This is a genomic window from Companilactobacillus zhongbaensis (genome assembly GCF_003946515.1).
GTDB classification, from domain to species: domain Bacteria; phylum Bacillota; class Bacilli; order Lactobacillales; family Lactobacillaceae; genus Companilactobacillus; species Companilactobacillus zhongbaensis.
This window is the reverse complement of record NZ_RHOM01000044.1, coordinates 1-13,516: the sequence shown is the minus strand read 5'-3', so window position 1 is coordinate 13,516 and position 13,516 is coordinate 1. Positions and strand designations below refer to the sequence as shown.

At 38.9% G+C, this 13,516-nt stretch carries 15 protein-coding genes; 12 read left to right on the top strand and 3 right to left on the bottom strand.

Annotation, left to right across the window (positions count from 1 at the left end; genetic code table 11):
- Positions 1–140: transposase (locus tag EKM69_RS11375; RefSeq protein ID WP_152989498.1), on the top strand; the 140-nt coding region annotated here is incomplete at its 5' end.
- Here EKM69_RS11375 and EKM69_RS11370 read toward each other — a convergent pair.
- Entirely contained in the window at positions 137–934 is a 798-nt protein-coding gene (locus tag EKM69_RS11370; RefSeq protein ID WP_125711178.1) for a CdaR family transcriptional regulator, read from the bottom strand. The genes EKM69_RS11375 and EKM69_RS11370 overlap by 4 nt on opposite strands.
- A gap of 275 nt (positions 935–1,209) precedes the next feature.
- On the opposite strand from EKM69_RS11370, the gene EKM69_RS11365 reads away from it, so the two are divergent.
- The gene (locus EKM69_RS11365) at positions 1,210–2,493 is read left to right on the top strand and encodes a GntP family permease (RefSeq protein WP_125711176.1); all 1,284 of its coding nucleotides are present in this window, start codon (positions 1,210–1,212) and stop codon (positions 2,491–2,493) included.
- Positions 2,494–2,505: 12 nt separating this feature from the next.
- Positions 2,506–3,636, top strand: a complete 1,131-nt coding sequence (locus tag EKM69_RS11360; protein WP_125711174.1) for a glycerate kinase family protein — start codon at positions 2,506–2,508, stop codon at positions 3,634–3,636.
- A gap of 161 nt (positions 3,637–3,797) precedes the next feature.
- Here the strand turns inward: EKM69_RS11360 and EKM69_RS12395 are convergent, their stop codons facing one another.
- Complete coding sequence (locus tag EKM69_RS12395; protein ID WP_164505936.1) at positions 3,798–3,968, bottom strand: hypothetical protein; 171 nt, start codon at positions 3,966–3,968, stop codon at positions 3,798–3,800.
- A gap of 209 nt (positions 3,969–4,177) precedes the next feature.
- On the opposite strand from EKM69_RS12395, the gene EKM69_RS11355 reads away from it, so the two are divergent.
- Positions 4,178–4,630 carry a GNAT family N-acetyltransferase gene (locus EKM69_RS11355; RefSeq protein ID WP_125711172.1) on the top strand — a complete coding sequence of 151 codons (453 nt, stop codon included), beginning with the start codon at positions 4,178–4,180 and terminating at the stop codon, positions 4,628–4,630.
- Between the two features lie 37 nt (positions 4,631–4,667).
- Here the strand turns inward: EKM69_RS11355 and EKM69_RS11350 are convergent, their stop codons facing one another.
- Positions 4,668–5,291 carry a helix-turn-helix transcriptional regulator gene (locus tag EKM69_RS11350; protein ID WP_125711171.1) on the bottom strand — a complete coding sequence of 208 codons (624 nt, stop codon included), beginning with the start codon at positions 5,289–5,291 and terminating at the stop codon, positions 4,668–4,670.
- Positions 5,292–5,824: 533 nt separating this feature from the next.
- Between EKM69_RS11350 and EKM69_RS11345 the strand changes: the two genes are divergently transcribed.
- From EKM69_RS11345 to dltD, 8 genes are all read left to right on the top strand, one after another.
- The gene (locus tag EKM69_RS11345; RefSeq protein ID WP_125711169.1) at positions 5,825–6,448 is read left to right on the top strand and encodes a GyrI-like domain-containing protein; all 624 of its coding nucleotides are present in this window, start codon (positions 5,825–5,827) and stop codon (positions 6,446–6,448) included.
- A 133-nt stretch (positions 6,449–6,581) separates the two neighbouring features.
- The gene (gene rpsN, locus EKM69_RS11340; RefSeq protein ID WP_125711167.1) at positions 6,582–6,851 is read left to right on the top strand and encodes a 30S ribosomal protein S14; all 270 of its coding nucleotides are present in this window, start codon (positions 6,582–6,584) and stop codon (positions 6,849–6,851) included.
- Between the two features lie 755 nt (positions 6,852–7,606).
- Entirely contained in the window at positions 7,607–8,659 is a 1,053-nt protein-coding gene (locus EKM69_RS11335) for a M24 family metallopeptidase (protein ID WP_125711165.1), read from the top strand.
- Positions 8,660–9,003: 344 nt separating this feature from the next.
- Positions 9,004–9,150, top strand: a complete 147-nt coding sequence (locus tag EKM69_RS11330; RefSeq protein ID WP_125711180.1) for a teichoic acid D-Ala incorporation-associated protein DltX — start codon at positions 9,004–9,006, stop codon at positions 9,148–9,150.
- Positions 9,151–9,169: 19 nt separating this feature from the next.
- Positions 9,170–10,687 (top strand): D-alanine--poly(phosphoribitol) ligase subunit DltA, encoded by a 1,518-nt coding sequence (gene dltA, locus EKM69_RS11325; protein ID WP_125711163.1) that lies wholly within the window; start codon positions 9,170–9,172, stop codon positions 10,685–10,687.
- The gene (gene dltB / locus EKM69_RS11320) at positions 10,680–11,900 is read left to right on the top strand and encodes a D-alanyl-lipoteichoic acid biosynthesis protein DltB (protein ID WP_125711161.1); all 1,221 of its coding nucleotides are present in this window, start codon (positions 10,680–10,682) and stop codon (positions 11,898–11,900) included. Before dltA ends, dltB begins: the two co-directional genes overlap by 8 nt.
- Positions 11,901–11,911: 11 nt before the next feature.
- A complete protein-coding gene (gene dltC, locus EKM69_RS11315) occupies positions 11,912–12,154 on the top strand; it encodes a D-alanine--poly(phosphoribitol) ligase subunit DltC (protein WP_125711159.1) in 243 nt (80 codons plus the stop codon).
- Between the two features lie 4 nt (positions 12,155–12,158).
- The gene (gene dltD, locus EKM69_RS11310) at positions 12,159–13,373 is read left to right on the top strand and encodes a D-alanyl-lipoteichoic acid biosynthesis protein DltD (protein WP_125711158.1); all 1,215 of its coding nucleotides are present in this window, start codon (positions 12,159–12,161) and stop codon (positions 13,371–13,373) included.
- Positions 13,374–13,516: the final 143 nt, after the last annotated feature.

Sequence of the window (13,516 nt, the reverse complement as noted above, 5' to 3'; positions counted from 1 at the left end):
CGCAACGCTGGGTTATCGAACGCAGTTTTAGCTGGCTAGGAAAATATCGGCGCCTCTGGCGCAATTGTGAGCGAAAGCTGAACACCAGTAAGATGATGATTAGCTTAGCCTTCCTGCGAATACTCTTGAAAAGATTCTAAACACGTTCTAAGTTGTCATTAAGAAGTTGGTCAGTGAAGAGTACATCTTTGTAATATGTAAGATTGTCCAACTTAAAAATATCATTGATGTAAATTGTTCTTTGCGCTTGCTGTAGAGCTATCCCCAATCTGGTAGTTTTTGTGCTGATTCCCAGTTTGATTTTTAGTTTTTTACATTGTTCTATATATTGATTTACCAAGTGATGATGCAAAGTTATTATGATCATTTTATTAGGCGCCGTTGAAAACACAAAGTCATTGTCATTGTATTGTAAATCGGAATTATGATCACTCAGAGCTACTAGAACAAAGCGAGGTTCTTGAATATCAATATTTAAGCTGTTCCCCTCAGCAATTAATTCTGGATATTTACTGGTATCATCCGTTATTTCCAACCATTGATATAAAAAACGATTTAATCGATTTTTGTATTGTGTTTGCATTTGATTATTATAGTTCTGAGAAATTAGTAATTCTGTAGATACTTTGAGCAGTGACGCTAGAGGTGCAACAGTATTTGGGTCTCCAGTTATTCCGACTACGCCAATCGTTTGTTCTTTAAATTTTACTGGCATATTGACACCAGGTTGCCCATGAATACCGTATGACTGAATCATCGGCAAGATTCGATCAGAGTCGATTGAATCAATTGCGCCAACGTGTAATGTGTTGATACGAGCTTTATCACCACTAGCAATGATGTATCCTTTTTCATTCATGATATTGATGTTGTATGGGATTGTTTTCATCATTTTGTCGACGATTGATTGTGCCAAATAGGGATCTAGTTTCATATTAAGTCCTTTCTCAATTGTGAAAGATGTACACAATATTTCTAAAAAAATGATTTTTTATCAGGATTGTTGATTATATAAAGAATTGTGCGTTTACTTAATGTTTTTTTCGACTACATAATTCAATGTTGATATATCAATGATTATATTCTTGAATTGTGTTTTAGACAAATAATTTTGTGCATATGCACATTGATATGAAAACGATAACATTATATTATGTGTGTTGAAATTATTTTGAGATGTTTTTAACAAAAGTAGGGGGATGGATTTAAATGACTATTGCTTGGTGGGCAGCCTTAATTGGTTTAGCCTTGGCTATAATTTTGATTTTATTGAAGATCAATCCAGTTTATTCATTGATGTTCGGAGCAATTGTTGGTTGTCTAATAGGTGGACTAAATTTGGTTCAAACAACCGACATAGTGATCAAGGGTGGCTCCAGTGTTATGGGGACTATCGTTCGTGTCATTTCTGCAGGAGTTCTTGCTGGGGTCATGATGGAGTCAGGTGCAGCAAATGTGATTGCTAGAAGCATCGTTAAAAACTTCAACGATCGATTAGTTATTTTTGCCTTGGCACTTTCAACTCTAGTACTGACCGCTGTGGGTATTTTTATTCCGGTGGCAGTTTTGATTGTTGCACCGATTGCCTTAGAAGTCGGTCAAAAAATGCATTATAGCAAATTATCACTTTTAGTTGCACTTTCTGGTGGTGGAAAAGCAGGAAATGTCATTTCACCAAATCCAAATACGATTGCGGCTGCAAAAGGATTCAATGTAGATTTAGCTCAAGTTATGATTGCTGATTTTATACCAGCAGTCGTTGGACTTATTGTTACTGTTGTATTAGCTAATATCGTTAAAAATAAAGGGACGTTTGTTCCTGAAGATATGAAATTTACAGTAGCAGAATCAAAAGATCTACCTAGTTTGAAATCAGCTATTGTTACACCTTTAGTAGCAATCGTTTTATTACTCATCACTCCAGTTGGAGATATTTTGGGTGTTAAAGCTTTAGCAGGAATTAATTTGGATGCAATGTATATTTTACCTATAGCTGGTCTCGCAGGTGCATTGGCCATGAGACGTGGGAGCAAGTTCATTGAATACATGGGTAAAGGATTAGCAAGAATGACTGATGTTGTAATGATTTTAATCGGTGCCGGAGCAATTGCTGGTCTCATCGGAGCATCGGACTTGCCTCAAAAAGTTGTCGAAGTAGTTAAAACTGTAGGTGTTTCCGGAACGTTCTTAGCACCAATTGCTGGTATCTTGATGGCTGCAGCTACAGCATCAACATCGACGGGTGTTATCTTGGCTTCAAATTCATTCAGCAAATCGATTTTGTCATTTGGAATTTCCGGAACAGGTGCTGCCGCAATGGTTCATACAGGTGCGACTGTAATTGATCAATTACCACATGGTAATTATTTCCACGTTACAGCTAAAGCTGTGAAGATGGACTTTAAAGAAAGAATGAGCGTAGTTTTCTGGGAAATGCTCGTCGGACTATCGATGACGATTGTCGCAACTTTGATGTACGGAAACTTTTTCTAGGGGGATAGTAATATGAAAATTGTTTTAGCACCAGATTCTTTTAAAAATTCATTGACCGCAAAACAAGTAGCACAATCAATGGAAGACGGTCTTAGAAAATCTTTGCCAGATGCCAGTTATCAACAGGTTCCCATGGCTGACGGTGGTGAAGGGACAGTTCAATCTTTAGTTGATGCCAAAAATGGGAAAATTCTAACTGAAGAAGTAGTTGATCCGCTTGGAAATAAAGCTCAGGCACATTTTGGCTTAATCGATGATGGGAAAGTCGCTGTTATTGAAATGGCAGAAGCCAGTGGGATTCAGTACATCAACAAGCAAACTCAAAATCCATACATAGCAACTACATATGGAACAGGACAATTGATTAAAGCAGCCGTTAATACAGGTGCTAAGACTATCATCATTGGTATTGGTGGTTCGGCAACTAATGATGGTGGGGCAGGTATGGCACAAGCACTAGGTGCTAAATTACTTAATAAAAATGGTCAGGAATTAAAATTTGGTGGAGCAGATTTGATTAACTTGGATAAGATCGAAACCGGTGAAATGATGCCTGAATTGAAGAATGTTCAAGTAATTATTGCCTCAGATGTGACAAATCCGTTGACTGGAGAAAAGGGCGCCTCAAATGTGTTTGGACCACAAAAAGGTGCAACACCAGAAATGGTACAAGTATTGGATAAAGCATTATCTCATTATGCTGACGTCATCAAGCGAGATCTTCATAAAGACTTAGAACACGTTGCTGGTGCTGGAGCTGCTGGAGGATTGGGTACAGGATTATTGGCCTTTACAAATTCAGAAATGAAACCAGGAGTTGAAATTGTTGTTGAGTACACCGGTTTGAAAGAGATTGCTAAAGATGCGGACTATGTCTTTACTGGAGAAGGTCAAATAGATTTTCAAACTAAGTATGGTAAGACACCAATGGGCGTTGCCCAAGCTGCAAAAGAAGCTAATCCTAAAGTTAAAGTTATTGCTGTTGCAGGAAGCGTTGGTGAAAGAACTGAAGAATTGTATCCAATCGGAATCGATGCCATTTTTAGCTGTGTTCCTGGAGTAGAAGATTTAGAAAAAGCTATTAGGGATACAGATGCCAATATCCAAAAAGCAGTAGAAAATATTGGGCGATTGTTGTCCTAAACATAATCACAAAAGTTATGAGTATTATTGAAGATTTGGAACAAATTAAAAACTCGAGTATCCATGGGTGAACTTATACATCCAAGGAACTCGAGTTTTTTATCGAATATTCAAATTAAAGTGCAATTGCAATCGAAATAGTATCTACAACATCGTTGATTCTATTTCTTATTATTTTGTTGAGTGATTAGTGCTGGTTCACGATCGAATTTGTTGAACGTGAGGGTGAGAATGCCGAGGGTTGCTACTACGACTAATCCGTAGGCGGCACCGGCGATGAAACTGCCTAATCCGGTTGAGATGAAGCTTTGGAAAAGTGATTGACCTAGCATGATTTGCATCTCCTGTTTTATTGGATTTGCGGATATTATAGGTCCATCTTTATTAATTTAAAAGTTATTTGACTCGGGGGAAAATGGAGAGATATTTCCTTTTTTAGTTTGGAGAATTTTGAAGATATCTAGCACGAAATAATTCATGCTATTAAAAACTTTGGCCGATGATATAATTTTATTTGTGTTAAACGCGTGAGGTATTTTATATGAAAATTGTCGAAGTTACAGATAGAAATGACATACTCCTCAAAAAGCTATTAAATGTTTGGGAAAGTTCAGTTCGCGCAACGCATTTGTTTTTAACTGATACTGAGATTTCTGAAATTAAAAAATATGTTCCGCAAGCTTTGGCTGAGGTTCCTCATTTGATTGTTATTGAAGACGATGATCAAGATGCAGTTGCTTTTATGGGTATCGCTGGACGGCATTTAGAGATGTTGTTTGTTTCTGATGATCAAAGAGGCCAAGGGCTTGGGACGGCTTTACTGCAGTATAGTATTGATAATTATTTCGTGGATGATTTGGCTGTTAATGAGCAAAATCCTCTTGCCAAAAGTTTTTATGAACATATGGGATTCGAGGTTTATCAGCGAAATCCATTGGATGATCAAGGGAAACCTTATCCGGTGCTGTATATGAGTCGGAAAAAAGCTAAATAGTTTTTACAAAAAAAGAGCAGGCCGTTTTGGTCTGCTCTTAATTATTATTCAAATTTGCTTCGATGAAGTATTCGAAGAGGCGGTTTTTGGTTATTTTACCGATCACTTTGAAGCTTTTGGCGTTTTTTACTACTGGCAAGGAATCGACTTCGTGTTGTAGTAATAACTTGCCAACTTCCATGATGGTCATGTCTGGTGTGACTGTGATCAAGTTGGGCATTCTTGTCATGACCATGCTGGCTACCATTGATTCGGTGTCGCGATTGCTGACGGTTACTGCTAGGAGGTCCTTTCTGGAGATCAAGCCTAGTAGTTCTTGGTTGTCGTCAACCACATAAAGTGATCCGGCGTCTTTTAGAAAGAGGCTGTTAACACATTCTTGTAGAGTGGTATTTGGTTCCACCAAGGCTGGTTTTTTGACGATCGATTGGATTTTTTTGTCGTATAGTTTGGAGTAGTTTAATTTATCTTTTGGTATGCCAGTGTATTCGTAGCCGACTTTGGGCCGTGAGTTTAAGATGCCTACTACGGTCAATAGTCGGAGGTCACCTCTGATGGTGGGTACACTGAGTCCTAATTTTTTCGCGATTTGTTCGCTAGTCATTGGACTGGTTTCTTTTGTCATGTTGATGATCTGTTGTTGTCTGTTGGTTAGCTCCATTTTTCGTACCCCAATATTCTTACTTATTTGAAAGTGACAGATAACATTATATATATAATCACTTTAGGTGGCAATTAATACGTTATATATAGTATATACTCACTGAAAAAAACCGACACTTCTGTGCCGGCTATTTGAGGGAAGAGTATTGCAGCTCCATTCGCATGATTTTCCAGTTTAGGGGTTAAGAAAATTTTCGAGGAGTGACCTATGTCGAGCTGCAATCCAATAAAGGCATCATTTTCCATCTGGCCAAGCTGTGCGGGAGTTCAACTTGATGGTAATGAGCCCGATGAACATGGGTAGTGAGCTAATTTCTACGTAAATTTAGCTGAAGACCGTTTGTTTCGTCATAATTGTTGGGTTCAGCATCAATATAACGTAACAATTAACAACTCCAATATATATTACATCACAATAAAAATCAAGTATAACCGGTAATTGTCATAATTAAATTTATATTAGCAAGATTGATTTTTATCAATTTTTTCAATGTACAATGAAGTTATCATACATATTAAATGGAGATCGTTATGAAATACGAAAGTCGCAAACAAGAGAAAGACTTATATTCAACTAGGAAAAAGCCCCAGATCGTCGATGTTCCGCAACAAAAATTTTTTTCCATCCATGGGGTGGGTGATCCGAATAAAATTGGATTCCAAGAACGGATTCAAACCTTGTATCCACTGAGTTATGGTCTAAAATTTGCTTATAAAAAATTTTGTCAGGATAAGGATGTTGAGTTTGACGACTATGTCGTTTTCCCACTGGAAGGTGTTTGGTCGCTAACTAAACGTGGTCAACATCTAGATCATCTGGACAAGAATGAATTCGAATATGATATGATGATCCGGATTCCTGATTTCGTTCCAGCTGATTTGGTACAGCGTGCACTGGTCGAAACTGGGCAAAAGAAGGATCTACCTTTGTTGAAGGAAGTTGAGGTGGCTGAGTATCCAGCAATCAAGTCTGCCCAAATTTGTCACGTTGGTAGTTACGATGATGAGTCAGCTAGTTTTGAAAAAATCGATCAATTGGTGGCAGACGAAGGTCTTAAACGAGCTTCGAAAATCCATCGAGAAATTTATTTGTCGGATGCTCGACGAGTTGATCCAGATAAGTTGAAGACTATTTTGCGCTATGAAATAAATTAATTGATATTTTTGGGATCAAATTGTTGCTATTGGATTTGAATGCTGTTAGTATCATCAGTGGACTTAGTAATTATTACTATTAACGACGACTTCCTTTGGTTTCAATAAAATTTTGTACAAAGGTGGTACGTGAATGGCACGTAAAGCAAAAATAGAACGTGAGAAACGCTTGCAACAGACTGTTGCTAAGTATGCCTCTCTACGTCAGAAGTTAAAGGATGAAGGAGATTACGAGGCTTTGAGTAAGCTGCCTCGTGACGCTTCTCCTGTTAGGTTACATTCTCGTGATAAGATCGATGGTAGGCCTCATGCTTATTTGAGAAAGTTTGGTATGTCACGGATTAATTTTAGAAATTTAGCACACCAGGGACAGATCCCTGGTGTACGCAAGGCTAGCTGGTAGGGTTACTACTACTGGCTGGTGCCTCCTCATATTTACACGGCTCCGAGTTGGATAGACTCGAAGCTTTTTTTTATTGGTGCAGGTGTGCTAGAGGTGAGAGAGCTTTTAGAAGACGAGAAGCGTTTTGCTTGGTTGGATGTTGGTGATTTTTGGTGGTTGGGGTTTGTGGTAGTAGTTTCAGTGGTGGTTCACTGCCGACTCCGGGGCCCGGGGATACAGACGCTGGAACGTGGTGGGCACATTTTGAACCAATCGAGCAAAGTCCGCTCGCTTGTTTCAAAACTGCACCTTTCACTAAGCTCCTTCGTCGCCAAGTGAAATCTCACCACTGAGGTCTGTATCCCCGGGCCCCTCCGTCTAGATGGTGCACCAATCCCCTTTTTTTGGATGGGGACCGATTTTTGTTGTACAAGTTGGCACTTTTTGCGCGTCCTAGGTCTTGTGGTCTATCTCAGTTTCTATGATTGTTGGTAAGATCAAACCCAAACCCAAACCCAAACCCAAACCCAAACCCAAACCCAAATCCCTGGTTGATGTTTGATCAATCGGGTTATTTTTTTATCAATTTTTCTTTTTCTCCGGCTCGCGTGCTGGTTTCCGCACTCTCGCATTGGTTTCGTTCTTTTTCTGTGTTTATTTAGTGCATATGTGGCGATTTTCTTGTTTTTATGACTTCTTTTTTGCTTATTCTCTAGCAGTTATTTTTAAATTTGTTGTATTCTATCTAAGAGAAGTTTGTAGTTAGGAGTGGTTTTATGAATGAGACTGGTGTTGTTGCGGTTCGGAAGTTTTTGGATGCGCAAGATTTGGATGCTTTTTTGATTAGCGATAAGGAAGATCAATTTTATGTGGCTAATTATTCCGGAGACGATGGTTTTGTGGTTGTTTCTGCTGATGAGATTTTTATTGTGACTGATGCTCGCTTTTTCTCACAGATCAAGGTGGAGTGCCCTGATTGTGAGATTGTTGATGTTGCTAAGAAGTCGTTGGCTGATTTTTTGGCTGAGCGGTTTTCTAAGGTTGCTATTGAGTCGGATAGTTTGTTGACTAAGGATTATTTGGCTATTGCCAAAGGTGTTTCGACTGTTAATGGTGACTTGGTGGTTAAGCAGGCTCGGATGATTAAGTCTGCTGCTGAGATCGATTTGTTGAAGCAGGGGGCTGTTATTTGCGACCAGGTGTTTGATCATATTGTTGATTTTATGGAAGTTGGACAAACGGAATTGGCTGTGGCTAATGAGATCGAGCGTTTTGGTAAGTCTCTGGGGGCTTCGAAGTTGTCGTTTGAGACAATCGTGGCTTCTGGCGTTCGCTCGGCCTTTCCTCATGGTGGAGCAACTTCTAAGGTGATCGAAGACGGTGATGTGGTTACTTTGGACTTTGGTTTTGTGGTCGATGGTTACTTTTCTGATATTACGCGGACTGTTGTGATGGGTGAAGCTTCTGAGGAAGTTAAGAAGGTCTATGGTCTGGTGCAAAAAGCCGAGAGTATGGGTATTCGTTTTGCGCCGATGGTTGAGACTTTTGGTGATCTTGATCGGGTTGTTCGTGGTTTTATCGATGATACTGAATACGGTCCTTTTATTCATGGTACTGGTCACGGCTTGGGGCTCGTTTGTCATGATTATCCGATTATTCGGACTTCTAACAATGATCAGCTCGTTTCTAATATCGTCTTTACGGTTGAACCAGGGATTTATCTTGAAAATAAATTCGGTGTTCGCATTGAAGATGATGTTTATAAAAATGACGCTGGAGACATGGTACGTCTTACTAATTCAACGACTGATCTAATCGAAATCAAGTAGTTTTTCAAAAAATGTAAATATTTTTAGTCAAAAAGGCATCCGCAAGGCGGATGCCTTTTTATTATAATAATTGTATGAATATGCAAGAAATAGTAATATAATTTAAAATTATTTTTGGTAATTTGACACATGTAATCGTCAGTGGTTATATTATTAGACGGACATTTCTTAAAATAATGATAAGTTATAAATTATCAAACGGCCGTTTTGCATTGAAGTTGTTTTCTCATCTTACAAAAATGTAAGACCTTTGTAAGAAGAAAAAATGTTGTGTCGATTTTTTTAGAACTATGATAGTTACCATCTTTTCAATAGTTCTTGAGGTGAATGAGGTGAGTTAGTTGATGATCAAAATTTTAAACTTCTTGAAAAGACCAGCGTCGATTTTCGTTTTGCGAACGATCTTTTATTTTGCAATATTATTAGCTCTTCTATATATCTACGGATATAACGGTGTGGGAAGTGCCAAATTTATTTACAACGATTTCTAGGTTAAAAAAGGAGACAAAAATGAACTCAATTATTGATAAGATCACGCGTATTGCTCAACAATATCCTGACCAGATTTGTTATCACAACGGCAATGTATCCGCTACGTATCAACAACTTGATCAACAATCTGACAAGATTGCTAGTTTCATTCAAGCGAAAAATCTTCCTCAAAAGAGTCCGATCATCGTCTTCGGTGGTCAACAATTCGAAATGTTAGTGCTCTTCTTAGGTGCCATCAAGGCTGGACATGCCTACATTCCCGTTGATGATGCTTCTGATCCGCAACGGATCCACCAGATCAATTCGGTAGCGCAACCGACCTTAGTTTTGAATTGGAGTGACAAGATCGATTTTGGTATCGATACACCGATTGCCTCTCAAGACCAACTGAAAGAGGTTTTGAGTGCGGAACATCAAGATTATGATGCTACTAAATCAGTTGGTCCAGATGACAATTTCTACATTATTTTCACATCGGGTACGACCGGGACACCGAAGGGTGTACAGATCAGTACTAACAACTTGCTTGATTTCGTGAATTGGGTCGATCAAACGTATCATTACAACCACGAAACTAAGGTAATGTTGCAAGCACCATTTTCCTTTGACTTGTCGGTCTTTTCGATCTATCCAGGATTGACTAACGGATCGACTTTGGAAGTTCTCGACAAACAAACGGCTAAGAACTTGCCACTATTGCAAAAAGCTATCTTGAACTCGCAAGCAACGACTTGGATTTCCACACCATCATTTTTCGAGATGTGCTTGTTCTTTAGAGAATTCAATGCCGAAACTTTGCCTCAGTTGCAAAAATTTATTTTTTGCGGAGAAGAATTGACACACGTTACAGCGGAAAAACTCTTAAAGAGATTTCCTAATGCACAACTTTATAACACATATGGACCTACGGAAAACACCGTGGCCATCACTTCGATCCAAATAACTCCAGAAAACTTAGCTAACTTTGATCGCTTGCCAATCGGCTATTTGAAGGAGAACATGGAACATCGTTTAGCTAATGTTGAAGTGAAGGATGGAGAAAAGGTTGGCGAGTTGATCGTCAGCGGTCCGGATGTTTCCAAAGGTTACTTGAACAATCCCGTTCAAACTAATAAGGCGTTTGAGATCATCGACGGTAAAGTCTTTTATCATACTGGCGATATGGTCAGCGAAGATCCCGACGGACTGCTTTTTTACAAAGGGCGGACCGACTTCCAGATCAAGATGCACGGTTATCGGATCGAGTTGGAAGAAGTTGACTCCTTGTTGACGAACTTAGCGGAAGTTAAACAATCTTGTACCGTTCCGCTATACAACAAGAAGAAGCAAGTCAATAAGATCATCGCTCATGTGGTCTTGGACGATAAGTATAAGCACGCTGAACCTAAAGAATTAAATAAGCAGATCAAAGCTGAATTGCAAAAGAATACGATGGATTACATGATTCCTAATGTGTTTAAATTCGTCGACCAATTGCCTATTAGTAAGAACGGAAAGATTGATAGAAAGGCATTGATAGGCGAAGTAAATGCATAATATTACACCATACAGCAGTCCTACTTATTTCATATATTTGCTGCTCTTGTTGTCACCGATAATGATCGGGTTATACAACGGTAAGAGATTTAGAGTTTATGAGACTTTTGCCACTGTCATTATTTTGATCACAGCATTCTTCGGCGGAAACATGAGCCAAGGTATTTCTTTGATCTGTTACATTCTCTTCGAAATGGTGTTAGTTCTTTCTTACTTGAGGTATCGAACCAAGGAGAACTCGAAAAATAATTTCTGGGTTTTCTTCTGGTCGGTCATCCTCGCCATCATTCCGTTAGTCTTCGTTAAGATCGATCCACTGCTCAACAATGCGACGATTTCACTGTTCGCATTCATGGGTATTAGTTATTTGACCTTCAAATCAGTCGAAATGATCATGGAGATCCGTGATGGGGCGATCAAGGAAGTTAAGCCGTGGGAATTCATTCGGTTCTTGCTCTTCTTCCCAACTATCACATCAGGTCCTATCGACCGATTCAGAAGATTCCAGAAGGATGTTTTGAAAGTTCCTTCTAGAGAAGAGTACGTTGCACTTTTAAAAACCGGAACTAATCGTTTGATGTTAGGTTTGTTATACAAATTCATCATCGGTTATATCTTTGGTACCTTATTACTACCAAAGGTTTCGGTCCTCGCATTATCGTATCAACATCAAGCCCCATTAGGGTTGTCTTGGTGGGTACTAGCATACATGTACGTTTACAGTATGTACCTATTCTTCGACTTCGCCGGCTATTCACTTTTTGCCGTAGCGATCAGTAATTTCTTAGGTGTCAAGACACCAATGAACTTCAACAAACCGTTCAAATCACACAACATCAAAGATTTCTGGAACAGATGGCATATGACTCTATCGTTCTGGTTCCGTGATTTCATCTATATGCGGTTAATGTTCTTCATGATGAAGAAGAAGTTAGTCAAAAATCGTGTCACAATGGCCAACTTGGGCTACTTGACTTTATTCTTGATCATGGGATTTTGGCACGGTGAGACTTGGTTTTACATCGTATATGGTCTCTTCCACGCGGGAGCTATGATCACCAACGATGCTTGGTTGAGATTCAAGAAGAGACACAAGAAATCGATCCCTAGCAACAAGTTTACTGAATGTTTCGCTATTTTCTTAACATTCAACGTTGTATGTTTCAGTTTCTTGATCTTCTCAGGCTTTTTAAACACATTATGGTTTAGTTAAGGAGAAAAATTATGGACGTAAAAGCAGAAATTATCGCAATTTTAAAAGATGTTACAGGATTAGATGATGTAGGTTCAGATCCAGCTGAAAACTTATTCGCTGATGGTGTGCTCGACTCAATGGCCACTGTTGAAGTTTTAGTAGCAATGCAAGACAAGTTTGGTATTCAAGTACCAGTTTCAGAATTTGACCGTAACCAATGGAATACCGTCAATAAGATGGTCGACCGTGTAGGAGAATTGGAAGAAGCATAAAACTATGAAGAAAAAACTATGGATGATTTTTGGACCTGTAATTATTGCCGTTGCAGCCCTATTGATCCTCCTATGGACGCCGATCACGATCAAAAACGTGACGCCAGAAGAAGTTAATCAAGCTGCAACATCGCTAGATGCTCGTGTATTGAAGGGTGAAGACGTTAAAAATACTGCGGAAACTCAAAATTACATTCCGATTATTGGATCTTCCGAGCTTTCCCGAATGGATCCATTTCACCCATCTTCCATGGCCCAGAAGTACCATTGGAAAAATCAACCATTTTTGCTTGGTAATCCTGGTACAGCATCATTGACGCAAGCTATGAATATTAGTGGGATGAGCAACCTTAAGAATCAAAAAGCTGTTTTTATCATCTCACCTCAATGGTTTACTAAGAAGGGTGCTCGAAGTGACGCCTTTAAGTTTTATTTCTCCCCGCTCCAGTTAACAGGCTTTATTTTGAATTCAGATCATGGCGACAAGAAGATGAATCAATATATTGCAAATCGGATCATACAATTAGGGATTTCAAAGGGTCCCATTGAAAATGATGCCATTAGACGAATTGCTGTGGGGCAATCGATCACTTCATTTGAAAGACTTTATATTGAAGGGGCAAGATCGAGTTTACAAAGTCAAGATCTACTTTTTGGATCAAGTTTCTTGAATGATCACCAAGGCCGGATCGATAAGGCTACTAAACAATTGCCCGATGAATACAATTATAAGAATTTGAATAAACTAGCCACTAAGCTAGCCAAGGAACACTCAAGAGAAAATGACTTACAAATTGGTGATTCCTTCTATAGAAGACAATTAAATGCCCGGATAGCTCAGTTTAAGAATTCACATACGAAGGCCGACTACTTGCATTCTCCTGAATACAACGACTTTCAAGCTGTGCTATACATGTTTAAGCAAAACAACGTCCAAGTTATGTTCGTTATCCAACCTGTAAATAAGAAGTGGATGGAATATACTGGTATGCCTCAAAGCTCACTTGATAATTTTGATCGCAAGATCAAGTATCAGTTGAAGAGTCAAGGATTTAACAATGTGGTCGATTTGACTACGGTTAAGAATTCTAACTATATCGCTGAGGATACTATCCATATGGGATGGCGTGGTTGGCTTATGTTGGATAAGAAGTTGCAACCTTATTTTGAAGATAAGAAGGCTGATCCTCGGGCTACTCAATATAAGTTAAATGACTAAAGGTTGAAAGATGAATATAACAAAATAACCCCGGCATACCGGGATTTTATTGTATAAAAATAGACATGAGCTTACTCATATCATTATAATTAAGGCGTCGAAACCAATTACAAAGGAGTATTCATGTCCATGTCTATTTTACA

Coding starts and splice junctions, on each gene's coding strand:
- dltD (WP_125711158.1), top strand. CDS start 12,159: ATGAAGAAAAAACTATGGATGATTTTTGGACCTGTAATTATTGCCGTT.
- EKM69_RS11345 (WP_125711169.1), top strand. CDS start 5,825: ATGAAATACGAAAGTCGCAAACAAGAGAAAGACTTATATTCAACTAGG.
- rpsN (WP_125711167.1), top strand. CDS start 6,582: ATGGCACGTAAAGCAAAAATAGAACGTGAGAAACGCTTGCAACAGACT.
- EKM69_RS12395 (WP_164505936.1), bottom strand. CDS start 3,968: ATGCTAGGTCAATCACTTTTCCAAAGCTTCATCTCAACCGGATTAGGC.
- dltA (WP_125711163.1), top strand. CDS start 9,170: ATGAACTCAATTATTGATAAGATCACGCGTATTGCTCAACAATATCCT.
- dltC (WP_125711159.1), top strand. CDS start 11,912: ATGGACGTAAAAGCAGAAATTATCGCAATTTTAAAAGATGTTACAGGA.
- EKM69_RS11335 (WP_125711165.1), top strand. CDS start 7,607: ATGAATGAGACTGGTGTTGTTGCGGTTCGGAAGTTTTTGGATGCGCAA.
- EKM69_RS11365 (WP_125711176.1), top strand. CDS start 1,210: ATGACTATTGCTTGGTGGGCAGCCTTAATTGGTTTAGCCTTGGCTATA.
- EKM69_RS11360 (WP_125711174.1), top strand. CDS start 2,506: ATGAAAATTGTTTTAGCACCAGATTCTTTTAAAAATTCATTGACCGCA.
- EKM69_RS11330 (WP_125711180.1), top strand. CDS start 9,004: ATGATCAAAATTTTAAACTTCTTGAAAAGACCAGCGTCGATTTTCGTT.
- EKM69_RS11355 (WP_125711172.1), top strand. CDS start 4,178: ATGAAAATTGTCGAAGTTACAGATAGAAATGACATACTCCTCAAAAAG.
- EKM69_RS11350 (WP_125711171.1), bottom strand. CDS start 5,291: ATGGAGCTAACCAACAGACAACAACAGATCATCAACATGACAAAAGAA.
- dltB (WP_125711161.1), top strand. CDS start 10,680: ATGCATAATATTACACCATACAGCAGTCCTACTTATTTCATATATTTG.
- EKM69_RS11370 (WP_125711178.1), bottom strand. CDS start 934: ATGAAACTAGATCCCTATTTGGCACAATCAATCGTCGACAAAATGATG.